Origin of the sequence: Brasilonema sennae CENA114, assembly GCF_006968745.1 — a bacterium.
Taxonomy (GTDB): Bacteria; Cyanobacteriota; Cyanobacteriia; order Cyanobacteriales; family Nostocaceae; genus Brasilonema; species Brasilonema sennae.
Genome location: NZ_CP030120.1, coordinates 146,246 through 170,248 on the forward strand (window position 1 = coordinate 146,246; position 24,003 = coordinate 170,248).

At 41.0% G+C, this 24,003-nt stretch carries 20 protein-coding genes and 1 pseudogene; 4 read left to right on the forward strand and 17 right to left on the reverse strand.

From position 1 onward, the window contains the following. Window positions 1–75: 75 nt before the first annotated feature. Window positions 76–7,281, reverse strand: coding sequence for a sigma-70 family RNA polymerase sigma factor (locus DP114_RS34035; protein WP_246163645.1), 7,206 nt, complete (start codon window positions 7,279–7,281; stop codon window positions 76–78). A 287-nt stretch (window positions 7,282–7,568) separates the two neighbouring features. Here DP114_RS34035 and DP114_RS34040 point away from each other — a divergent pair, with 287 nt between their 5' ends. Beyond that, window positions 7,569–7,838 (forward strand): hypothetical protein, encoded by a 270-nt coding sequence (locus DP114_RS34040; protein WP_169264851.1) that lies wholly within the window; start codon window positions 7,569–7,571, stop codon window positions 7,836–7,838. Between the two features lie 369 nt (window positions 7,839–8,207). Here the strand turns inward: DP114_RS34040 and DP114_RS34045 are convergent, their stop codons facing one another. From DP114_RS34045 to DP114_RS34070, 6 genes are all read right to left on the reverse strand, one after another. Next, window positions 8,208–8,348, reverse strand: coding sequence for a hypothetical protein (locus DP114_RS34045; protein WP_169264852.1), 141 nt, complete (start codon window positions 8,346–8,348; stop codon window positions 8,208–8,210). A gap of 40 nt (window positions 8,349–8,388) precedes the next feature. Beyond that, a complete protein-coding gene (locus DP114_RS34050; protein WP_169264853.1) occupies window positions 8,389–8,748 on the reverse strand; it encodes a hypothetical protein in 360 nt (119 codons plus the stop codon). 394 nt (window positions 8,749–9,142) lie between these two features. Beyond that, complete coding sequence (locus tag DP114_RS34055) at window positions 9,143–9,343, reverse strand: hypothetical protein (RefSeq protein ID WP_169264854.1); 201 nt, start codon at window positions 9,341–9,343, stop codon at window positions 9,143–9,145. Window positions 9,344–9,446: 103 nt separating this feature from the next. Then, on the reverse strand, window positions 9,447–9,749 hold the full coding sequence (locus DP114_RS34060) for an RNA polymerase sigma factor (RefSeq protein ID WP_169264855.1): 303 nt from the start codon (window positions 9,747–9,749) through the stop codon (window positions 9,447–9,449). After that, entirely contained in the window at window positions 9,746–10,303 is a 558-nt protein-coding gene (locus DP114_RS34065) for a hypothetical protein (RefSeq protein ID WP_169264856.1), read from the reverse strand. Before DP114_RS34065 ends, DP114_RS34060 begins: the two co-directional genes overlap by 4 nt. Window positions 10,304–10,633: 330 nt before the next feature. After that, complete coding sequence (locus DP114_RS34070) at window positions 10,634–10,960, reverse strand: plasmid mobilization protein (RefSeq protein ID WP_169264857.1); 327 nt, start codon at window positions 10,958–10,960, stop codon at window positions 10,634–10,636. A gap of 776 nt (window positions 10,961–11,736) precedes the next feature. Here DP114_RS34070 and DP114_RS34075 point away from each other — a divergent pair. After that, window positions 11,737–12,276 carry a hypothetical protein gene (locus tag DP114_RS34075; protein ID WP_169264858.1) on the forward strand — a complete coding sequence of 180 codons (540 nt, stop codon included), beginning with the start codon at window positions 11,737–11,739 and terminating at the stop codon, window positions 12,274–12,276. Between the two features lie 156 nt (window positions 12,277–12,432). Here DP114_RS34075 and DP114_RS34080 read toward each other — a convergent pair whose 3' ends face one another. Next, on the reverse strand, window positions 12,433–12,735 hold the full coding sequence (locus tag DP114_RS34080) for a hypothetical protein (RefSeq protein ID WP_169264859.1): 303 nt from the start codon (window positions 12,733–12,735) through the stop codon (window positions 12,433–12,435). A gap of 289 nt (window positions 12,736–13,024) precedes the next feature. After that, on the reverse strand, window positions 13,025–13,996 hold the full coding sequence (locus DP114_RS34085) for a ParM/StbA family protein (RefSeq protein ID WP_169264860.1): 972 nt from the start codon (window positions 13,994–13,996) through the stop codon (window positions 13,025–13,027). Window positions 13,997–14,469: 473 nt separating this feature from the next. On the opposite strand from DP114_RS34085, the gene DP114_RS34090 reads away from it, so the two are divergent. Then, window positions 14,470–15,720 carry a ParM/StbA family protein gene (locus DP114_RS34090; RefSeq protein ID WP_169264862.1) on the forward strand — a complete coding sequence of 417 codons (1,251 nt, stop codon included), beginning with the start codon at window positions 14,470–14,472 and terminating at the stop codon, window positions 15,718–15,720. An 87-nt stretch (window positions 15,721–15,807) separates the two neighbouring features. On the opposite strand, the gene DP114_RS34095 is transcribed toward DP114_RS34090, so the two are convergent. From DP114_RS34095 to ssb, 4 genes are all read right to left on the reverse strand, one after another. Next, a complete protein-coding gene (locus DP114_RS34095; RefSeq protein ID WP_169264863.1) occupies window positions 15,808–16,971 on the reverse strand; it encodes a ParB/RepB/Spo0J family partition protein in 1,164 nt (387 codons plus the stop codon). After that, window positions 16,972–17,778: a ParA family protein gene (locus DP114_RS34100; RefSeq protein ID WP_169264864.1), complete on the reverse strand. Its 807-nt coding sequence runs from the start codon at window positions 17,776–17,778 to the stop codon at window positions 16,972–16,974. A 726-nt stretch (window positions 17,779–18,504) separates the two neighbouring features. Then, the gene (locus DP114_RS34105) at window positions 18,505–18,912 is read right to left on the reverse strand and encodes a hypothetical protein (protein ID WP_169264865.1); all 408 of its coding nucleotides are present in this window, start codon (window positions 18,910–18,912) and stop codon (window positions 18,505–18,507) included. Between the two features lie 74 nt (window positions 18,913–18,986). Continuing rightward, window positions 18,987–19,391 (reverse strand): single-stranded DNA-binding protein, encoded by a 405-nt coding sequence (gene ssb, locus DP114_RS34110; protein ID WP_169264866.1) that lies wholly within the window; start codon window positions 19,389–19,391, stop codon window positions 18,987–18,989. Window positions 19,392–19,633: 242 nt separating this feature from the next. On the opposite strand from ssb, the gene DP114_RS34115 reads away from it, so the two are divergent. Further along, the gene (locus DP114_RS34115) at window positions 19,634–20,827 is read left to right on the forward strand and encodes a hypothetical protein (protein ID WP_169264867.1); all 1,194 of its coding nucleotides are present in this window, start codon (window positions 19,634–19,636) and stop codon (window positions 20,825–20,827) included. 19 nt (window positions 20,828–20,846) lie between these two features. Here the strand turns inward: DP114_RS34115 and DP114_RS34120 are convergent. The 4 genes and pseudogenes from DP114_RS34120 to DP114_RS34135 form a co-directional block, all read right to left on the reverse strand. Continuing rightward, window positions 20,847–21,018: pseudogene (locus tag DP114_RS34120) on the reverse strand (IS701 family transposase); the annotation flags it as partial. A 361-nt stretch (window positions 21,019–21,379) separates the two neighbouring features. Next, the gene (locus DP114_RS34125; RefSeq protein WP_169264868.1) at window positions 21,380–22,378 is read right to left on the reverse strand and encodes a bifunctional DNA primase/polymerase; all 999 of its coding nucleotides are present in this window, start codon (window positions 22,376–22,378) and stop codon (window positions 21,380–21,382) included. Between the two features lie 304 nt (window positions 22,379–22,682). Continuing rightward, window positions 22,683–22,892 (reverse strand): hypothetical protein, encoded by a 210-nt coding sequence (locus tag DP114_RS34130; protein WP_048870748.1) that lies wholly within the window; start codon window positions 22,890–22,892, stop codon window positions 22,683–22,685. A 93-nt stretch (window positions 22,893–22,985) separates the two neighbouring features. Further along, window positions 22,986–23,735 (reverse strand): hypothetical protein, encoded by a 750-nt coding sequence (locus tag DP114_RS34135; RefSeq protein ID WP_169264870.1) that lies wholly within the window; start codon window positions 23,733–23,735, stop codon window positions 22,986–22,988. Window positions 23,736–24,003 lie beyond the last annotated feature (268 nt).

Below are 24,003 nucleotides of genomic sequence, written 5' to 3' on the forward strand. Positions count from 1 at the left end.
CACAAATATTTTGTTAGGTGAGTATTGCCCACCAGGATAAGTTTTACCCTTCCTTACCAAGAAAGGGATGCGGTCTTAATCTCTAGTAGCTTTCAGAATATGACCAATAGTTGGTTGAACACACCAATAGTCCTTACCCTCTTTTTTACCGACAGGATAGACAAAACTTAGTAGATCTGCCCATTTCAAAACTTTTTTTACAACATCTGGTTGGATATCATCTATTAAAGCTACTAATTCTTCAGTAGAAATGCTATCTTCAGAACTTTGACACCAATCAGCTAAATCTCGTAGTACTTTATGTTGCTCATAACACTCAATACCTAACTGTACTGTGATGAAGTCAAGTGCTTCTTGAGAGTTATTAAATGAATCCTTGAGTTCTTCTAAGTGAAGTTCCCAGTGATGTATGGCAGACTTGGAGTTTTGGTAGAAACGGTTTAGTAGTGTTGACCAATTCCCTGTAACTGCGGTAATTTTTTCTCGATTGTCTTTATCACTGGGAAAATTACAATCTTGTAACCATTGCCGTAAGGCTGTATCATGCCAAGGTTTTAAACTCAAAGTGGTCAGTCCATTCATTGAATGAAATTCTGTATTATTTTTGCTAATTAACTGCCACGCTTTTTGAGGATCAGCAATAAATACCACCCGTACAAAGGAATTTTTTGCCCTCAATCTTCCAACAGGTTCTATCGCCTCATTAATCCAGTGCTGATTCCAAGGACAAGAAGCAGACACAAAAATGATTGTTATACCATCTTTTTGGCGATTGCGAAGTCGCTCTTTTAAGCGTTGGAAAAAATCATCTTTTGATAAGATGTCCTCCCAATAATAGTAGAAAAATTCCTTTTTCTTACCTAGAACTGATTCCAGATAAAGCTTCAAGTTATCAAGTCCTGCTGCTAGAGTACCAAATATCATGGAGACTCCATTTTCAGGAAGCAGAATTTTTGATTCCTGCTGAGCTGTTAAGGGGCTGCGCTTGGAGTTATCCTTAGTACCGATGATGCAACGAAAAGTTGCAGGTTCATATTCTAGGGGAACTTCGCGGGGTTCTAAAAGTGCTGCTTCAATTTCTTCAGGAGTTCCCATTAGTAGTAGTACGTTGGGACTTCTTAAGGTGAAGCGACCCTTACTGGTCACACGTAAAACCCCTAATCCGACCATTTCTTCTAGCAGAACCTGAATTTCATCTGATGATAAACCTTGGAAACCTTCATACCACCATGTTAGCACTTCATTGCGAATCCAAGACACACCAAAGCCATCCACCATGCCATTTTCACTTTCTATGGAGCCATTGGCAATTGTGTAGGCAATCACTTCGTAGCGTCGATCTAATTGCAGCGTCCACATAAAGCGATCGCGGATAGCTTTACGTAAGTCTTGGTTATTGTAAGCGTCATCAACTTGCTGCGAAGTGATTATATAAGGAGGACTGTCTTTGGCATCAAAATTAGCGATATCAGGGTTAGTAACGTGCCTGAGCAATTGTTGACAATAAAGTTGTATTAGACTGGGATAATAATTAGTCTGTGAAAGAATACGTGTTACCAAATCAGGAGATTCAAAGCGATAGCCAATGCTAGCAAATGGACGTTCAATTAAGGCTCTCGCTTCCCGCATTTCACCATTATTTAGCAGCGGACCAATGCAAATCGGTTCTCCTAAATGAGCCAAAGGATGGTTCTCAAGTTTGGTAGTACGCTGTACGTTATGTAAACCAGCAAATACTACCTTGAAGCGGCGATTTGTTCTGTCCATTAATCCTTTCAAACGAGCTGAGCGGATAAAGTCTCCCTTTTCCTTGTCTGCTGTGGATTTTTTGCTATCAGCTTCCAGAAACTTATCGGCTTCATCTAGTAACAACAAAATTTGGCGATTTTCGTCTTGCTCAAGCCAAAGTTGGATTTGCTTGAACAGTTCATCAGGCTTTACACGGCTAGACGTTGTATCAGGAATGACGCCCAAACGTTTCAACTCAGCTGCCAGTATATTCCAAATTTCATCAATGTCTCTGTCATAACCAATTGCTTCGGCTTTGAGGTCGAGCCAAATTGCGATTTTTCCTTGCCTTGGTGAGTGAAAAGTACGCTCGACGAAGCGCAGCAAGACTGTTTTACCTAACTGTCGTCCGCCATAAATAAAGCAAGAACCTGTAGGAGTAATAATTGAGTCTCGCTCTCGTTGCCGCCCATAAAACATTTCTGGGGGAACAAATCCTGAAGTCGTTGTATACGGTTCTAGGAAAGTGAAGGGCAAGGTACACTCAAACAATATAGGTAAACGTGCGCCCCTTTCTCCGCACAGATAAAACATGACAGCATCGTCGATAAGTATGAAGGTGCGGCGGCGTTCCTGACATAAACGGGCGAGGTCTCGGCGTCTTTTTTCCGTCATTCGTCCAAAATGGAACACAAGTACTTTAGAGCCAACAGATGTATTCCCTACCGCATTGAGAATATCTTCCTCAGGTGGTCTATCCCATACACACAATATGCGGTAGCAGCCTTTAGCTTCTGAACCATAGGCTGGAACGGGACAACGCTTTTTGTCTTGAATTGCTTCAGTGGTAACCTCAACCCAGATAGAATTACCAACTTTTTTGATAATAATATTTGCAGTATTAAAACCCAGACCGCTAAGAATTTGACTAACATCTTTATCAGTGATTGCTTGCTTTCTTCCCTTGACTGCAAACCAAGTATCAAGCATTTGAGCTGCTTGTTTTGCCTGAGCGCCCGGTACTTGCCGCATCTGGAGTGGCTCAATACTGCTACTACCTGCATGAATTTTGTTAATTAACTCGCGTCGTCTGTTTGGATTCCGGTCAGCAGGCTCAAGTAGTTCTTCTATTGAAGAATAGTTATCCCTAAAGAAGTCTACAAAAGCATCTCTCCTATTTTCTGATTCGGGTATTTGTCGTGCCTGCTGCACCATATCTATATATTCATTGGCAGTCAGGACATCACCTTTATCTAATACACTGTTAATTCGTGCATAAGCGGGTTTGTCTTCCCCAATTTCCTGAATGAGTTTTTTTCTAGTCTCATCGATTTTTTCTTGTCGTTTGGTGTTAATTGCTTCACGTATAGCTTGCAGAGCTAAAAATTTTTCGGAAAAACGTAGAGTTGTTTTTCTAGCATTTTCTATGCTTTCAATCTGTGCTGCATAATCTAAACGCTCAGTTTCTCTCAACAAACCCAAACCAACATTCTCTTCTAGTTTTTTTCTGGTTTCCTTTACAGCTTTCTCTAATTCTTCTCGACAATTATGAATATCACGCTTTCTGTGCTGTTCTAGTTGAGCAATATCAATTGACATCTCTGGATAAGCTCGAAGATACTCTATAATTCGCTCAGTAGCCTCGTGGTCTTTACTATCGCTTTGCAGCTGAAAAGCTGTTACCCAATTACGATGATTTAGTTCAACTAGATTAAGAATTTCCTTCACAAGCAAGTCTGGGCTTTTGACTTGAGGTTGCCAATCAGAGTCCATTGGCAGTGAAGGGATTTTGAGCAATTCAGCATGAAGGAGATATTTTAACTCCGGCTCGATCTTTGGTAAAGTCCCGTTGGGTTCAAAAAGATTGCGAATGTCTTCTACTGCTTTTCTACAACAAGAAATTCCCGCCTTAATCAATACAGAAGAATTTCTCGTATCGAAATTATCTAGTTCTTGTAAAACGATTTTGTGAAGATTTGCAAGGTCTTGTTGCAATTGTTGAGCTTGAGTGTGAGCATAATTGTTGTTATTGCCCATGCGAGATTCTTGCAGTAAAATCCATTGACGTGCAAAGTTAACGGCTTCCCGAATGTGCTGACGAATCTGATTGAGAGCAATACCAGTGATGGTTTCACCGCTACTACGAATCAGACCTAGCTCGCGTTGCATACGTTTGACTTCTTCGTTAATCTGGGCTTCAGAAGACAATCGCTGCACATAATTTTTGACAACATCTAGCTGTCTCAAATTATTTTGCATGATAGGTAATAGCAGTGAATAAATAGGTTGATTGGGCTTAATCCACTCGTTCCACACTGCCTTGGCTGGTCCATAAATCATATTTAAACGCGGAGCTTGAGTCCACCAAGCCTCAACTGAGGAACGCAAAGCAGCTATCTCGGCTTCCCGCACCGTTTGATTCCTGACTGTCTTAATGGCTGCGGTATCCAAAGCTAAACCTTGGTTTTCATACTTAGCTATGGTTTGGCAATATTTATATAGTTGGTTAAGACCTTCTCCTAACCGCAGTAAGAGGAGAATTGCTGAAGCTTGAGTATTTGGTGCTAGCAATGCTGGACGCAGTGCGGCTGTGGCTAGAAGTAAACTAATTGCTTGGTTCCACTCACTGTCTCCATCAACAAAACAGTTATTGCTTATATTAATAAAATCACTCCTAAGAATGGTTGCAATCTCTCCTAATCCTACGTCATAGCGCACATGGCAACCTAAAATGACTCCCCGAATTATTTCTGCCGGTAAATGTGATTGGAAATCAGGGTATAACTCTATCAAGCAACATGCTAAATGATATGCAAGACTAAGTTTCTTTTCTCCAAGCAGTTGCCAAATTTGGTTACGAAGGGCTAACGGATCTTGTTCATTAATATTATCGCTGATGGGGATAGTATTTTTTTGTATTGTATCCTCTGCCGTTAACTCGTATTGAAGCTGTACCTCTTCCTCCCTTAATTCCTCCTCAAAAGCATTCTGAGAAACTTCGAGTTTGGGCAAGGGCGGAGTTACAATTTCTTTGTTAGCTGTTGTTTGAGAAGGTGTGGTTAATGTTGTAGCTGGTTGAGGATCTACTATAAGTTCATTGCTAGCTAGTGTAATACCTGACTCTAGCTGTGCTGCATTTGATTTTCTTGTAGTTTGTTGCTTTGGTGGAGCCACTATTTTTAGTTTAGGAGGCTCAAAATTGGAGATTGCCTCATCTTCTTTAATACTTGAAGTAATACTTGAAGCTGAGGGTAAATCTTGTATGAGTTCTTCTCGAACTATAAGTCCTCCTGTCAACGCTGCTAAAGCTAAAGGCATACCCAACGATTGGGTAACAGCTGTCTGTAATTCTGCTAAATGTTGGTAGTCAGCAGACTCGCGAACTGATATCAGTGCCAACAATTTCGAGAATACATGATTGCTATCAGCTAAGCTTTGAGTATCAGGATGTTCAGACCCCTGTGATTCTAAAAGGGCTTGGTAGAGTTCACGGGCTTTTATCTGACATTCCTGTAAAGGTTGAAAATCGCTTTCTACTCGATGGGCTATAGCCAAAATACGCTGTAAAACTGTCAAAGCAGAAATACGTACTTCTTCGCCTTTTGCTTTTTTCTTCTCCACCTCTACAACAGATTGCAACAAACATTCAAGGTCACGGCAGGAAACAATTTCATCAAGCTTAGGAATGGGCGATACTTCAGAGGAGGAAGCTAATTCCAGCACGATGTTACACAACTCGGCAAAATTTTTTCGGCATTCCTCTATCTCTAAAATTAACTCTTCGCCTAGAGGTATACCAGGGTCTTGTAACTCTCTAGTCGCCTTTATTAATAGATCACCAAGTTTAGAAAATCTATTTTGTAGAGAAGTAAGTTGTGCTAGTAGATTTGCTGAATTGTCTTCCATGATTTTCATCGTTCGACTCAAATGAATTCCTTTCATATTGGTGACGCTGTGAAGAGTTTCTTGACCAGAAGTATAATTATTATTGTTTTCTTCTAAATTGACTTTATTAGTTGAAGCTTTGGGGGAGATAAAGGTCTCTTCTTTAGAAAAATGAGTAACCCTTGGAAGAATATATTGCTGATGTTTAATTATTTGAGGCTTCCATAAACGTAATTTATTTAATCCTTTCTCCTCAATTTGACGAATTCGCTCGCGTGTTAAATTATAGCAATCACCAATTTTTTGTAAAGATTTCCCGCTTTGATTGTCAAAGCCATATCTCATTTTTAAAATATCTCGGGTGCGAGCGTCGAGGATATTCAAGAGATTTTCTATTTCTTCGTGCAACAGAGTTTTATGTAGCTGTTCTTCCGGTGTATCGCCATCAAATTCAATCCAGTCTCCTAATGTAGTGTCTTCTTCCTCGCCAATCCGAGTATCTAAGGAAATTAAGGGAAGAGCCAATTTAACTATAGAACGCAGCTTTTCAGTTGTCATTTCCAAGCTAGTGGCGATTTCTTCTTGCTTGGGAATACGACCCATTTCTTGAGAAAGCAGCTTGGTTATTTTCTTAACCTGATAGATTTTTTCCCAAAGGTGAACGGGTAGGCGAATTGTACGGGATTGGTCATCAAGCCCTCGTTTTATCCCCTGCCTAATCCACCAAGTTGCGTAAGTGGAAAACCTATTACCTTTTGTATAATCAAATTTTTTAACCGCTCTGATTAATCCTAAATTTCCTTCTTGAATTAAATCTAAAAAATCAACGCCTAGATTGGTATATCTCTTAGCAATTGAAACGACTAACCGCAGGTTTGCTTCTATCAGCTTGTTTTTAGCAGATCGACCATTAGCTATTTGTTCACGCAGTGCTAATGAAGATATACCAACTGCTGACGCTAGCTCTTCATTTTGAGGATTTCGTTGAAGTTGCTTTTGTAAGCGTTTTCTAATTTTTTCTAACTCTTCTGACTGTGCTACTTGACGAGCAAGAACAATCTCTTCTGATGCTTTTAATAGTTTAATTCGCCCAATTTCTTGCAAATACAAGCGAACTGAATCTGGGAATTCGTACCGTTGCTGGAGTTGTTTAAACCTAAGTGCTTCGTGCTGGATACGGTGAAGTGTTTGGGGGTTAAGCTTCAAAGCAGCGATTTTTTCTAATCGATTCAGGTCATGATAACTAGGGTCAGCAGTGTTAATCAAACACTTGTGAATGCTGAATGTTAAATTCATCTGAGCGTCAAAGCTTTGGTGAGGACTGATAAGCATTAGCTGCCTGTAGTCCTTTGTACTTAACAAGAAAAAATTAGAAGAGCGCTGACAGAGACTGTTAGCGATCGCCTGCATTCGATAAGTAACAGCACCAAGCGAAGACCATTCATTAGGTTTCAGTTGAAATAGCAAAACCTGTAATTCTGCATCCCCCTGGTTTGCAATTAAGTAAACCTGGTTAACTGCTTGAGCGCTTCGCTCTGGAAGTTCCAAGATGCTAACGTCCAAAAGCTGGCAAGTGGTGTTATAACCAAGCTTTTGAAATAATGTTGCGACTTGTTTTGGACTATTAGCGTTTCGTACATCATCTAAGTGCAGTAACCGTTGAGGCATCTCATCATAGAAGAAATAATTTCAGTTAGTTGTCAAAAGAAAAATGGGCGTTGCTGAATCATGGGATGATCTCGCCCAATTTGGAACGAATTTTCAAGGGTTTCAACCGCCAATTCATCCCGCATTTATGCAACGCCGAAAAATGCTTAATATCTCCTTGCCCATGCTTTGCAAGTTTCCCTAGCACCGCCGAAATCAACTTCATTAGCTAAAGCAAGGACTAAGTGCGTCAGTTATCCGATGGTTATCCAAAAGACAAGTGATGTTTATTTAGTAGGAAACTGTTTTTGTATAAATCTAATCAAAAACAAGAGTTGGCGTATAAGGCTAATCTACCTCTAGCTACTTCATTACTAAAAGAAGGGTTTTTAATTGCCATCAGCCTTTTGAACCCTAAAATACGTGAGATGGCTGAAAGTATTTTAAGTCATTTTATACATATTATTATATTTATACGGGATTTGCCAAGAGTAATATTACTTAGAAAAATTGAAGAAGAGTCCAGAAGTCAGAATGGACTGCGTCCCGCTCCGCTAACAGGAATCAGAATCAATTAGTTGACGGTAGGATCCGCCACTAATTGTAGACCGCTAAATTTTCAATTTAGCGGGGGTCTTAAACCCACTTATTCATTTACCAGTCGCACGATTGTCTTCATTCTGACCAGAGGCGGAGCTTTCCTTGCTCCGCTCCTGGCGACTGACACCTTCATTCTATTTAGATAAAGAATCCGAAATTCTATTTGTTACTAATTTTTTATTTAAATTCAGTAAAGCTTTTTATGCTCAGCTACTTTGACAAAAGCTAGAACACTGATTTAGTAATTATGATTGACCAGCAAATTGCTCAGTAGTTTTAGTAAAAATTTTTGCAAGGACATGAACGTTGCAGAAGTTCAGGATAATATTTCGTCATGCTGAATAAAATTATGTCTCAAGGATGCGATCGCCCCCCGTAACTACTCCTCTAATCACTCTGCCACCGCCACCAAATCTATCATCGCCCGATTTAGCCTTCAGCCATAGTTCAAGACCGGTGAATACTATACAGCCTATGGTTGCATACAAGCTAACACACTGCTAACAACCATTAAGGTTTTTGCTACAATTACTGGGAAATCGTTCTGCGCTTGAATGGATCGGTATTAACTTCCCGTAACTGCTGCACCTCAACTTCAAAAATACGTAACTGCGATTCACTATCCCCATCAACGCTTGTCATGTCGATAAGTTCCAAAAAACTTTCGGCACTCATCTGTGGGTTTTGAGCGCAATCCCATAAAGTACCCACATTAAAAGTCTGATCCCGCCAATTTCTTGGATAGGCAATGCGGAGGTAGTTTTCCCATTGATGCGGGTGGTCAAGCATATGTTGGGCGATTTCTAACTTTGATTTGGCTTCCACAACCCGAAAATCGTTCTCGTACATCCCTTCATCAATCAATGAAGTCACCAGAAACAGGGACATGACGCTCGACCTCATTTTACAACTTCCTATTTACTATAGCGGTTCTCATTTGAATCACATACACCACTACGAATAATGTAGAGACGTTACATGTAACGTCTCTACAGTTGTGTATTGTACGCAACCGAGAAGCGCTATAGTTTGACACTTTCAAATACGGCAATTACTAAAGCTCGACACCCGGATTTCTCACCACGATTCTCAAAGCCTTTAAAATTCTGCACTACGGCAGTTAAAACTGCCGAGTCGTATTTCATCCCCGCTGTCGAATTGACGGGGCTTCCATGCTTCTGCGTGAACTGCCGCGATCCAAAAGCCTATTAATCTGCAAAATCCTTCCTCATCTTGACAAACTTAATGGAAGGAATTTGCAGTAAGTGTTTTATATCTGATGTTACTTTAAAGCAGTCAGGTCTTGTTGCTCTAATGCGACATTGAAAATTATTGTAAAACTCACGCTGGGGATGAGTCGGCGTAAAACTTGTAGATGAGCTTCTGCATCACTGCGACGACGAAATCGAGCTACAATCTGGTTCTGCATATTAGGTAGAAGCCGCATTACACACCAAGGACTGAGCTTTTCGGAGTAGGTCATAAAATTCTCCTGGTAATATCTGTAATTTCTAAGACAAAAGCCAGCCTACTGTGATGGTGGCTGGCAAAAAATATCAAAATGATATTGAAATTTGGTTCAATTTCTACTCACTTTTGTCTGGAAAGCAAAGCTTGTGCAACAGTTCTTCGGGGATATCCTCAAAGTGTTCGAGTAAAAAGTTCATCAGGGCAAGGTGGCGTAAATCGGTAGGCATTGGGCGGCGGTAGTTCTTGCCTCTAGCAAACCAGCGCCGAACGGTGGAAAGGGAACGAGAGCAAATCTGAGCAATTTCTTCGTAGTTCACCTGCCACTTGGAGTAAAACTGCTTGGGTGTCATTCCCAATTGACAGTAACTGTAGAGTTGAATCAAATCTTGCTCTCGCTGCTTGAGTTGATGAGGATTCATAAGTTTGTTTCCTCGCTGGTTGGTTCTAAATCCTCTTCCCAAGCAATATCGGTAGATGTCCAAGCGGTGCTGGGGCTGTCTTGACTCAACCAAATCAGGTAGCACCACGCCCAGCAGCAATGATGAGGAGCATAACTATAGAATCGACCAATGACAATACCCCAATCAGTATCGCTTTCAGTAGAGAGCCAACGCAAGCGATCGCCATATAAAAATCTGGGTGTTTTCGCTATGTCGGGAAAGTTGACTGGAAGCGATACAGATGCGTCTGGGTATTTCAGGTTAATCAAACCTGGGGCTATATCTTGGTGACTATGCCGGATGAGATTGAGATAATTGGCAATCAACTTACCATTAATGCTGTGAGTTAACTGAGAAATTAGAATTGCAGCGAGAGTTTCTAGTTCTTGCTGCTGGGGTTGTATCCAAGCGCTATCAAAGTCAGCATCAGAGTAGGTGTTGAGCTTTGCCAGTAATTCTGTAATGCCGAAGTCATCTAAAGCTTGTTGATAAGCTCTATGTTCATCTGTTTTGTAGCCAACAGGCTTTAACATGGAAAATGTCTCCTGTGATATAGGAACCAAAAGCCAGTGCGTCAGCCCTGAGAAAGTTGTGCGCTGGATGTACAGAGAGTCCTACAGAGTTTGTCAAATTTGACAACTTCTGCAAATTAACAAGTCTTTTATGCCAAAGGTCAATTGTAAGAGGTTAAGGTTATGGTAATTTTGTTAATAAAAAAAATACCCAACCTAAGCCTTTCGGGTACCTACACGTGAACAATAAGCGTGTTGGTGTACTAGGCTATTGGGCGATTTGTCTGGAATATTAAAGATGCAATCGTCGTCGCTTGCCTTACATCCCCACGCTCATTGACAGATGGGGAATTATGGCGTCAGGTTAAATGCAGCTGCGATAGTCTTATCAAGAAGTGCGATCGCAATTTCAACTTGGTTGATAATTTGCTGGTTGTTTGTCTCAAGAGCAAGGTGAGATAACATCATTAGTTCGCTTTTGAGGGTTCCTGCTGTAGCGCGTATGGTTATGATATCTGCGGGTGGTTTGGCTGCTAGTACCCGTCTCAACCCACATGAACGTAAGTATTCAGATGCAGTTACTCCTGTAGCGTCAGCTTTCTCCTTGATGACAGTTTTCTCGTCATCAAAGACATACACCTTGATTAATTTGGTTCGTTTAGTAGGCGTACTTACCATACCTTGTTCAATGATAGGACTGAGAAAGAGACGCTTTTCTGTACTGCGTCAGGGGAACTTGCGGGACAATGAGAAATCCGACTTGACTCGCGCTCCTGCCTAGCTGATAATATTGCCGTTATCCTTGGTATAACCAACACTATAGCTGTATGCAAACAGTGAGAGTACTGCAACTGCTGCAATATAGCTAATACAAGCAAGTCGGAGTCGATACATTATCGTCAATTAATTGTGATTATTGAGAAAAATTAAGGTTAAAGTAGGCCTGTTTGCCATACCTTGTTTACTAGTATGACTGCACTAAACGCAAGGGTAGGTCGTAGGGGAGTGTGCGGTGAGTACGGGGGGAGTAGGGGGAAAGTACGCGGTGAGTACGGCGGGAGGTGCGGGTGTGTGATGCAGGTATGATTTGAATTGAAAGATAGTATCTAATTAATAATTTAACTAACAAATAGAGATTTTTCCCTACTTAATTGGTGAGTACTCGGTAAGTTGCGGGAGAGTACTGAGGGAGTAACCAGGGGCGTACAGATATAGTAATTTTTGTACATTACTTTACTAATAATCTTTACTAAGTCTGTCCAGTAAGTGGGCTTGATGTTACTAGAAAAGACATTATGTAGTATAAAGAGAGACTAATTGTAATTTGAATTAATTAGATTAAAGGTTGAGATTGAAGGGATTTACGATATGGGGTTGTTAAATGGATGATGGGGGAAGTTTTTATTACTTAACTCAAATGTTGGTGTTGATTGAAGTGATTGTGAGGGGGAATTATGCCGAGTAAGGTGCAATCAGATTATGTGGAGTTGTCAGTGGCAAGAAAGAAGGGTTCGATTGACGCGAGATTGTTGCAATACCTCAAGGCGAGTAAGAAGGGAGGGGGGGAGATGGTGATGGAGGCAATAATTCCTCGCTATTTGCCCTATATGCTCTACTCGCAGGGTGTGCGGGGGGAGGAATTACATTCCTGCGTATTGGATGCGATCGCGGATTTAGAAGCCCAGATAGTTAAGCTAAAACGGGCATTTGGAATGGAGGGACTTGCGACTGTTGTGCTAGTTCAGCCTTATAATGGAGTTCCTTCAATGAGTGCAGCGATCTCTCCTGCTAACTTGGTTCCTCCAAAAGCATCTTTTTTTGGTTCAAGTGAACCAGATTCTGTTGAATCACCAGTAGCAAATGATGTGTCAGTGTCAGCAGAACTGGAGGAAGGGGAAGATTCAGACGATGATGACGGTTTTTTTGATGATGACGAGGATGACCCAATTGCCAAGGCAGAGATAGAAGTTGATGCGGGGTTTCGTTTAGAATAGCATCTGGTGAAAACTAACCTCAAACTCCTATGCTGTCTGGGTTAATATTTAATTTCCCAAGAGGTCTAATGAAAAAACTTCGTCTAAATCTTCCCTATTGCTGTAACATTAGTATTTAAAGCTTCATCCCGAAATAGTTTGGTGACCTATAGTCATTCACAATTCCCAATCCAGCGTAAAAGTTTCCTCACCATCTTCTGATTCAACTTGGGGGTCATCTGGGGTATGAATTAACTCATCCACAGTAGGTTGGTTTTGTTTAATGGGGGTTGTTTGGGGGTTAACTACAGCAGACTGTACTGGTAACACACCCTGCTTAAACGCAAAGTAGCAATCAACAATAAAGTAAAGCGTCTCAAGGTAACTTTTACCTAATCGTTGCGATTCTGCAAAGATCCGCTCGCGGTAGCTGTCTTTGATTCGGACTTTTTCTGGGGTTTTGTCTTGCTGAGAAACCATTTTAAGTCGGTCGGTACAAATAAAGTTAACTAGTTCGGACTGTCAAAACTCATTAGTCATTGGTGTTATTTCCATCAACTACTTACCTCGCATTTCTTACGCTTCGTTGCGATACTCCCCCTGGAGTTACTGCGTGAACGCTATTACCAAAACCTTTATCCAGCGAGCGATTTTGAGTGTTTTATAATAAGTGCGAATCATGACAGTATGTTAATCAGGTATTTTATCTCAAGTCTAAATGGCATAAGCATTTTGGACTTGTTGTTGAAATCTTTGCGAGAAATCTGGGTTACACACCAACATTCGCTCCGCTACTAGAGGAAGAGCTGACAATGGTTTTAGCCATTTGTAAAAGCCCACAAGAATTAGCCTCCACCGGGTTATCTAGAATTTCAAACCCGTTCTGCACGAGCAGTTTTTTAAAACCAGGAAGCAAGCAACCGCCACCAATAGCCCAAATTTCATCCCCTTGGTGTTTGGCGTCAAGGGCGAGATTGACTGGTTTTTTCAAATAGCTTTCATACCACTCTTTAAGACAAGTGGTGTAAACATCTTTAATATCAATATCACGGCTGTACTTGGTATGTCCCATTTCTAGACAAAAGCGAATTTTCGATAAGTCCCCAAGCTTTCCACCATTGAGATATTTCATCTTCTTAGCAATCTCAGCTATAAGAACTTCCACACCAGCAGCGTATGGAGTATGGACTTCTCTTTTACCTTGGTTGTAACGAGAATAAAGTGTTGTACCATTCCCAAAATCTACGACAGTTAACTTTTTGGGGAGCTTTCGACTGAACAGAGCACCCATACCTTCAGGTACAACTTTGAGAACCTCTACCCTGACATCAGAGAGTTTACCAGCGAGTATTGGTTGATATTCACCATTGAGCACTCTTAGCAAGTCATCAGTTAAAGCCACATCATGCAAACTGACAACTAGCTTTAAGTGCCAAACTTTACGATGTGGCAAATGAGCTAATGCACCTAATAAAGTGATGAGGGCGTTGTTAACTTTGTTAATATTGCTATCTGTATTCCGTTCAAAGTAATACCCAGTGCGGAAAGCCGACTCACCAACAGTATAGGCATTACCGTTAAAAACCACCCTCCCAGGTACATCTTCCATGTCTTCTCTTGAGATGTAACTTGGAATTCTAATCACATCAAAACCATCGACTAACAGTTTTACGCTACCATAGCCATTATCAAAACCTGCACAAAAAATCTTTTGATTCGCGTGAATGTTTTTCTCTGTCATAGGGGTCAAATGGGGCACAAAGTCTCAAAGACTATAATATACCCTAAGAAGCACCTATGTATACCCTGTGTAGGAGTTAATTTTTTATAAAAAGTCGTAGGCTACGCATAGCCCCCACTTGTACCCCAATACGGTTCAGATAAGAAGTTGACGAGTGAAGGTAAGTAGAGGAGGCGCTTGGGTTGCAGGGGAGGAAAAAGAATTAATGTCCATTAACTCTTCTCCCCCTGCCCCTCTTCTCCCCTTGCTCAAGAACAGCTTGCCTCAACAGATAACTTTCCTAACCCAAGCGTATTGCCCCATAACCAATTCAACTATCGTTGGTGCTGTTAAAGAATATCATGATTTGCGATTGTAAAATTTTTTCTAAAACAGCGTAATGTTGGTGTAAAGAAGGCTTTTGCCTCTACCAACATAATACTGGCAACGGTTAAATTGTAAGCAATAGTATAAATTAATTTAAACCTTCATGTATGTCCAAGACTAAGGGGAAACCAGATTTAAAAAAGATAGTCATCACGATAGACATGGGTGGAAGTAAAACCAAGGCTATCGTGCAGGAGTATCCTGAAGGGAATCCTGTAGTCTTACTTTTAGACTCAGAAGTAGCGGATGTCGCTAAGGCTTCGATTGAAAGTGTTGAAGCACAAGGTAACCCCGATTCTCGTGCTTGGGTAGGAATAGGCGGTGAGTATTACGCTTTAGGAGAACTTGCCCGACGTCGGTTTGGGGGTATATCGCAACTAAGAGAACTTAAATACTCGCTAGCGGTTCCCAAGATATGCGGTACGATCTGGCTAGCATTGGAGAAGTTGAACCTTAATAACGATGTTGCAGTTTACTTGAGTATCCTGCTGCCGCCGGGAGAGGTGCAAGACTCCGAACAACTACAAACCAGCTTGAAGGATGCATTTCGGGGGTTTGATACACCAGCAGGTAAGATGCGAGTGAAAATGCTTCGTTGTGGTGTAGCTTCTGAGGGTAGTGGAGTATTTTTCCACCATAGGAGGGTGCTTGGCGAGAATATGCCAGCCCAGATGTACGTGATGCTTGGTTACCGCAACGCGAGTATTTTCATTGTTCGAGGTGGTGTGCCGAGTGCGGGAATAACTAATAATTTTGGGATGTCTTGGCTGGTAGATAATTTCATTTCTAAGGCATCAGGGCTTAGTCCTGACAATCTCAATATTGTCGAGATATTGGTGGAAGCTGGGGTTAGTTGTGATTCCCTGGTGCTTCAAAAACTTTCGCGTAAGCGTAAACGCGAGGAGACTCAAGTCGATGGTGAGTTGATGTCCAAAGCTTTATTGCTTGCTAGAGATGAGTATTGGCGCGCGCTTGTCAGATGGCTGCGCTCAAAGATGGATGAAGATATCGAGGAGGTAGTATTCTGCGGTGGGACTGCGGACTACATTCGTCCAGAGATAGAGGCTTACTTCCAAAAAGAGGGCAGTAAGGTATCTTGGCACGGGGATATTTTCATTCCAGATGAGATATCTTCTGGTATGGGTAATCGGATGGCGGATGTTTATGCGCTGCACCAGCATATGATTATTCAGTTTGATCAGCTGACTGGTTATGCACGTTCTGAAGTTGTGCCGCTAACTAAATCTGCTGTTCTCACCTCAACTAAGAGCACAAGTACAGACGACCCTTTTGCCAAATTTGATTTTACGCCTGTTCCTCGTCCTAAGACTTTTATCACTGTAAATGAGAATGTTTAGTTAATTTTTATTCGAGAAAAACAACCAGCATTAGGACTTGGTGCTGGTTTGGTTTTTTGTATTATTTTGTCATTTGAAACTAGCTGTTCAATTAGTCGTATCTTCCAGCTTTTCCTGAATTTCTTTAGCCTTAGCTTCTAATGCAGCAAGTAAGTCTTTCAGTTGCGACGGGGGGACATCATCAACCTTAGTTGTACAGACAGATCGAATCAGAGAATTGATTTGGCGATTTGGCTTAATTTTTTTTCCTGGAGTACGTTCAGCAATAATTTTGGTAACTAGAGAACGAGTTTGAGCCACAGTTAGCCTTGATTGCAAAACTTGCAATGTCGCATCTTGTCGGATTTTCTCAGCCTGAGTATCCTCGATTCCTAAATTTTTGGAATTGAGTTGTTGAAGCGAGCGAGCATGGTTAGCACCAAGTCCTGATTCTCGAATCGCAGTCTTTAAATCTTGCGTCAGTCGCAAGCAGGGGAAGACGTTTGCATCTACAGACGCTGGATTTTGTTGAAAACGTAGCAATAGTAGAAAAACATTACGCTCAGTCTCGTCTAACTCAAATTCTTTGATGCCCTTTAACTGCTCAACTCTTGTTACACTGACTAGTTCAGTTAATTTCGGCAAGAGTTTTTTTACATTTAATCTGGCAATCACTCTCCTAACTGCCTTGACAACCTCTTCCTGTTCAATTTCAAAAGCTAATTTAGCTTGTTGGATTAAACCCTCAGCTAAATCTAGTTCATTCAAACCTTCTCGATGAAGACTAGTTAATAGTGTCAGTGCGTGTAATTCCGACTCTGAGAGTTCCTTCGGCAGCATAACTGCATCCAGCGTTTCAATTTCTGGCTGCAAATACTCTGCAACTGCTCTCCATCTCCGTTCTCCATCGAAGATGAGATTTCCTGGTAGCAAGATGATCGGCTCTTGTTGCCCCTCTTCTTTAATTGAAACAGCTATGCTGTGAATGCTATCCGGTGTGAATGTTTGCCTTGCCTGCTTGGGATTAGGTCTAACTTGACTATAGTGGATTTGAAAAACACCAGATGCTTTGAGCTGTTCTCGTAGTTCTTCAATAGTTTGATTGAGACGAGTCCGTTCTTGTTCGGCAAGCTTTCCATTTACCTGTTCATCTTTCAACCGAGTAATTTCTGCTTGCAACTCTTCTATCCGTTCTTCAAGCTCAAATACCTGTTGCGAACCGGCTGCAGAAGCAAACATTCCCAGCACACTCGGTTTGTTTGACTTTGACATCTATTGACCTCTCATTACCTTAAGTTCTTGAATTAGTGCATCAACGATAGGTAGAAAGTCTGCTCTTGCTTCTCTGCCTGGTCTGTAAATTCCTAAAGGTAAGCCCCTACCAGAAGCATTCAGAATGTCCGCTGACTCGCGAATTGGACTAAAGTATTGAATTCCTAGATTTTGACAGACTACTGGAAGTTCCTCAACAATACTTCTATGTGCTCCCCAGTCACTTTTCCAACGAGTGGGAACTATTCCTATGATTTTTGGAGTTGGTTTCAATCTCAGGCGCTTGCAGTTGTCATAGTACCATTCAATCATTGCAGCAGCGCTCTGGGAAGCTTTGTATTCAGGTTGAATCGGAATTAATACATGAGTAGAAGCTGCAAGAGCGGTTAATGGTAAAGGCTCCAAGGTTGCAGGACAGTCGATAATCACAAAATCTTGAGGTAAGGGGTAATCACTCAGCCGATCTGCAAGGATATAAGCTCCGCGCAGATCCTTTGATATCAGACGTATTGTCTCGTGCAATTCTTTTCCGCCCTTACAAACCTGAATTTTGTCAGTTTTTCCCTGCCAAGCTGTAACTAGAGGCCAATTCCCTTTGAACTCTGGCTCATACACGTCAGCCATTGTTCCTGGTGCTTCCACTTCTCTTAATCCACAAAACAAAGTCAGTGATTCGTTTGGGTCGATGTCTAATAACGCAACTGAATAGCCGCGAACACTTAATTCATAGGCAAGATTGTACGAAACAGTACTTTTAGCTACCCCCCCAGCATTTGTCTCAATTGAAAGAATTAAATTGACTGACATGGTGTTTTTCTTTGTTGACTAACGACATTTCACGCATTGTCCCCCAAAATCGGGGCAGGCTTATTACTCCGAATACGCGAGGAGACAACACAGACCAACAAACAGAAGCTTGTCCAATTTTTTTACGTGTAAGACCCCGTGACATTTTCAATCCTGAGATAACGTTATATCAGTTTTGTTTTGGTAATTTTGAGATAATGTTATATCAGTTTTCACTTGTTGTGTTGCAAAAACTTGTGGTTGTTTGCTCAAAGTAGTATCTGTGCCAAACCAAATACTTGAGGTCACTGACCAGCCCCTATGGCGCTCCGCCACGCTCCGAAGGACGGGGTGGGAGAACTTAACAGAGAACAGGGAACAGTGAAAGAACCGCGACCCAATATTGGGTACTTGCACCATTATTTATTTATGAATAACAAAAAAGGATTCATGCCTAGATGTAAGGCACGAGGCATGAGGCGTCCTTGTCTAAATCCCCTTGATTTATCTGTGGGGATTTCCCAGATGAGCTGTTCCCCATTCCCTGTTTCCTCTTAAACCTCATTCATGAATCCAAAGCACCTATTGAAATGGCGCGGAGTCGGAGACTTCCGTTGCCATTGGTCATATTGTCAGCAATTCTATCAAATAGTGGTTTTTTCTCCTGGATTTCTGTAAAAAAAATAATGCTAGTACAAACAAGCCAACCTGTCTGTACTAACACTATCGGTGAAATTCTAGAACTCATTAAAAAGGTACGTCTTCATTCGTGGAAGTGATGTTTTCTTCGACCAGTTCCTTTGCAAATTCAGGTGTTTCAGGTTTGGGAGAATTACTACTAGTTTGGGTTAGTTCGTTGATTGGTTGTGCTGTGACAAAGTTTTTAATGACGAATGTGGTAATCTTTTCTTTGTATTCACCCCGATTATCAACTTGTAAATCAAGATACCCTTCTGCTGTCCCGTGTATACCTGACCCTTGCTCGTTGATAACGACAGCAGGTACACCCAAAGAACGGTATGGTACTTCATCAGCGACTACTCCTTCTCGGGAACGGTAGTAGAATTCGGCAATACCGAACGCAATTAAGGAACCTTCCTGATTGTGGGTTTGATTGACAGACTTAATTCGTACAGTGCTAGTAGCATTAATCATGTTCGTGTGGTTTGTAAATTTAGTAGATAGTTTTTCGCCTACAACGAATACTGCGTAGACGAAAAGTACTTTTTTTAGAAATTGGCGTTAGCGATTGGCTTTGCCACTGCCCCTTGGGCGATCGCCATGTCGTTTGATGTAATAGATGTAGATTCTTCCTTACGGGGTGAACCTAATAACTCGATAGTGTTAATGGTAATTACAGGTTTTTGTCGCATGACGTTTGAATTCTTATCTGCCCAACGGTCAAATCCAAACTCGCCAGTTATCGCAATCTGGGTTCCTTTACGAACGTAATTACCAATAACTTCTGCTTGCTTTCCCCATGCTACAAGGTCAAACCAAAGGGCTTGTTCGCTTCTATAGGGAGGTCTGACAGCGATGCTGATACTGGCTTTAACAGCACCTGACTCGAAATACTTTAGCTCTGGCTCTTGTCCGCATCTGCCAACCAGGATGACTTTATTGATATAGTTCATAATCGTGAAGATTTATATACTTCTTTGGTTTTTTGCGTTAGCAATTGTTCCTGAGCAGGTTTATGATTTTGACGAGTTGTTTTTCTTTCAACCACACTTTTGTTGTTCCAAACGTATAGATGATTTCTCTTTATGTTTGTTTTCCTTAAAATCGTAGTTTTTACTAAGGGACGAAAAGGTTGCCTGTGTTATGTTGGTATGGCTAGAAGTGCTATTTATCTGACAAATCTAATTAAGTATTCATGTCTGAGTATCTTCTTCTAAAGCGAATTAATATTTGTAAGTTGATTCTTTTGGCTTTGATGTGGATACAATCTGATGAAGACAGCCAGCTATCACTTACTCCTGATTACTCATCCCCTTTGCAAGTAGAGAATCTGACTTGGTTAGGGGAAACTTATGTAAAAGAGGATGTTGAGCATTTTTGTGATGTTTCCAACACCGTGAGAATAGGTGTGTGGGGAGAAATTCTAGAACTGAAGTTAGTAGACTTAATTGCTGATTTACCTAAGAGTTTGCACGATGCGTCATGGTTTGCTTTATTGGCAATTAATATGATGCTGGTGGATAAAGAATTAAATGGAGTATATGTACATCCACAAGATGAGTATTTTGCACGAACTATTGCGCTTGATTGCTTAGTGCAATTGGGTGATTCTTACTTAGCGAAAGGTCATCCTTATTTAGACTTTCCTTTATCATTGGAAGAAGCGAAATCTCTACTACCAGTTGATAGAAGACAAGAGTTAGAAATCGAGCTAGAAAAGTTTCTTATTGACACTTATGAACACGATTTTGAAGATGATGCACCAGATATTAACCAGTTTTCACCCATCTATTTGAAAGAGGTTTTCAAAGATTTTTTTGCTAATTCTGACTGGCGGGGTGATATTGACCAAGAAGCAGTTGCACAACTGCAACAGAAGTACGGACCAGAGTACTCTCAAGCTGCATATTCGATTCAAACCAAGGATCATGAACGTTGGGGTTATACCCTTGTTTTTCTCAAACACTTTATCGGTCTAGACTCCAGTTTTCTAGAAAGCCGGAGTGATTTATTTGTTAACGGTGAATCTGAAGAAAGTGATTTACCTGACTACTTTTGTATCAAGTCCGATTTAGAACGCTGGCAAGACCGAACAGTTGTCTTATCCCGATTGGTACATACCTTGGTTTATTTTTTGCTAGTAGCAGAAAATTATCATCCCAGTCATCTAGAAAATTTGATGACTATTCCAACTTCTGAGCGAAGAATATCAAATCTGCAAGCTTGTTTGGGTGTAGCTGCTTATAGGAGTGGTTATTATATGGCTGCCCGTGGTATTCCTGAATCAGAAGTCGGTCGAAGCTGGCTTTTAGATAAAGCTTTCCCTAATCTGCGTAGCTTTTATCAATGTGGTCGGTTGGAAGGAAAAAATGTTGGTGTCGGACAGTAGTCGCTACAACGGAAGAAACCACGGTATTTGAAGCTATCTGAAATAGGTTTTTTCTCTCGCTTTCTCCCAATAACCCCCCGTGGAGGATGTCTAAACTCTCTTTTTTGCGCTTTATGAGTAAACACATCATCAAACCGTTGACACCATTTTTCAAAGCAAGGAGGCATGGCTACGGGAGTTGTCTGTTTCATCGAGAGTTAATTTGACGTGAAAGCTATGCTGGAAAAGCATTATAACCTTTTTTCTTTCTCGGTTTTGTTTAAGTCCCGATAGGACAACATATACTTCAAAGCTATAAATCGAGTTCAAAAACCACAAAATTTAAGTACAACAAGCAACCTGGTTATTGTGGTTTATTTGTACGCGATGGGCGAAGCCCCGCCAAAGGCGATCGCGCTTTAGAACAGTAAAAACTAAGTAATAAGGCGAAGCTCCTGCGGAGCCGCTGCGCGAACACTCCATCACTCAATTTTTAGCTAAAAATGCTTTTGAACCATGTAGCTAACTTCTGGGTTGGTTCATTTTCGTTGGGCTGTATTTGACTGTTCATGATTAAGAAAGATTGGCGAATCTAAACAAAGTACGGATAGTGATGCCAGTTTTGCGGAACGACTTCCATTTATAGGCGCATTCGCCTGGTTTGTATTTAGGTGATAGCTGGCTCCAGGTGTCCCATGCTTCAAAAAGGATAGGACTAACACTATGGAGTGCCATTCCAACTTGAATCCACGAGTGGTAATCATCTGCAAATTGCGGGTGGATGACTTCGAGTAGTACAAGTGCGGTTTGGATATTGTTTTCGATTGAGGGTATTAAGTGAGCATATCTGTCTGTTCCATATCTACAGTTATATTTTTCTTGAGGTAGGTTAAATTTTCTTGTTTTCTCCTGTTTGACGAGCATTTGAGCAATTAGCCAGTTAGGAGATTGATGTACTTCTATCTCAGATGGACTACAGCCAGGAAGCCACTTGTATTTTCTGCCGTCTGGATGGTAGGAAGGGGGAAGGATTGAGGCTAGGTTTTTGCCTCGGAACTCTAGGTGTTCGTCTTTCCCAGTTTTGATTCTGCAAGATTTTACTTTCTGAGCTTCTGAACCTGGGATGAGGTATAAATGTTGGCTTCGGTAATTTCTTCCAGAGGTAAATGCAACCGTAGGAGGAAGATATTGGAGTGCACGTTCGTGCAGCGACTCCACAGAAGTATCGTGGGCAGTGTTAGGTGTTAGCTGGTCAAGTTCTTCTGGTTTTTGATGTTCGTTAATCTGAATGATTTGTCGCCAGGAGGTTTCCCCGTCGCAGTCAATTGCTACCAGATATCCTTGAGGATGATTGGGTCCGCATACCAAGGCGATGCCAGTGGGGACGATGTATCTGTCATTTGTCCAGACTTTGAAGTGGTGACGGATAAGTTCGGCTTGTAGCTCTTTGGGAGAGTGAGTGTTTTTCTGCCATTCTTTTCCCAAAGGGCGTTTACCGAACGTGGGGACAACTTGCCATTCTTCAGGTAACTCATCTAAAGAGGAGATAATCTGACGGATTTGAGCGTGCATGAGATCATAAAAATTCTTATCACATGACTCATGCAGCATGAGCGTTAGTGCTTGTAGTGATTTGATTTTTGTAGGTGATTCTTCGTCAGTTATACGATGTTTATTTGTGAACTGATCGAATTCAAACTCAATTTGACGTTGAGCTGAGACGGGCGCATATTCGGAAATTAAGGCTGAAAACAATTAACCTGCAAAGGGTTTGATAATTTGCTACTTCCTTATATGCAAAGCCGTTGTGGATAACGAAAAATCAAGCATTTTCAACGCCTTTTTCACATCGCCCTCGGCTCAACGTCTACAGCACTTACCGATGACCAGCTTCAATTAGCTTGGCAAGAATATTTTGATCAAACGCTTTGATACTTGATACCAACTGTTGCCAGTGTTGCCATTTTTCATGTGAGTAGGCGTGGTTCGGATCAAAGTTACAAACTTCGCAGAATTTCTTAAAGTCTGCGTTCCAATGAAAAGTGCAAATTCCTTCTAGTAAATAATTGATTTTTTGGTTGTCCATAGTTGATTGATATTTCGGTTTATGATTGTTGGTTCTACGCTAACCTTTGATTGAGGGCATACTCTACGTCGATTTATTTACGCGCTATGTGCTTTATCTACCATTACCTGCAGAAACTGCTGTTGAGTTGATATATTTCTCAAAATTTGAAACTTTCCAGTTTAATCCATGAACGCGATCGCCTATATTTGGTTTAGATGATACTCCATCGCACAACAGACAGTTTTCACACTGAATTCTGTCGTCTTCAGTATTACGACAAAGAATTTCATTAGACATCAAAGGAGCATTAGGAGCAGTAATTCTAAAAGTTCTCCAACCCCTGATTTGAGCTTCTTTCGCTTCAGCTTCGCTTTCTACCGAAGCCATTAAATATTGTTGCCAACGAGTATCGCAATATCTCCATTGATGGGTATATCCAGTGTATTTTTGAGATGCAAAAATAATCGGCTCCCACACTTCAATTGGTATTGCTGTCGGGTCTCCATAAGAGCCTATTCTAATGGGATAGCGATATCGTTTCAAAACTTCTATCTCGTGAGTGCTAAATTTTGGATAAGTCCCAGTTGCATACTTGCGGTAAATATTATTGGTGGGTAACAAGTTTACGTAGCAGCTACCCGAATGACTCAACTTTAAAGGGCAGTTACCGCAAATGCCTATGTCTAAACCATTTTTGGCAGCATCTGTGGGGACAAATTCTTGTTGCAAAATCCAAGACTGAATTAATCGTCCAGTTTTACGATTGGATGTATGGAAAACAAATCCTGTCAAAATCAGAACTATTGGTGAACCGTTAATCAAAGATGCTCCTTCCCAAACAATGTAGCTATTTTGTAACATAGTGATGACAGAATCTGATTGAATTTTTGTGAATTGATTTTTTTTGAATTAATGAAGAGTTAACCAAACTTGTGACACTAAAAAGGGGAGAAACAATATTTTCTCCCCTTGTTTTGACTTTATTCTTCAACTTGTCATTAGGTGGTGAAAGAGTTTAATTAATCAGAATTGAAGCTTCGCGCCAGACAACTCACATTTTATTGACTTCATTAACATTCACTCTCTCCACTTTTTTGAGATAAGTAGGTCAACCTAAAAAAACGTAAGA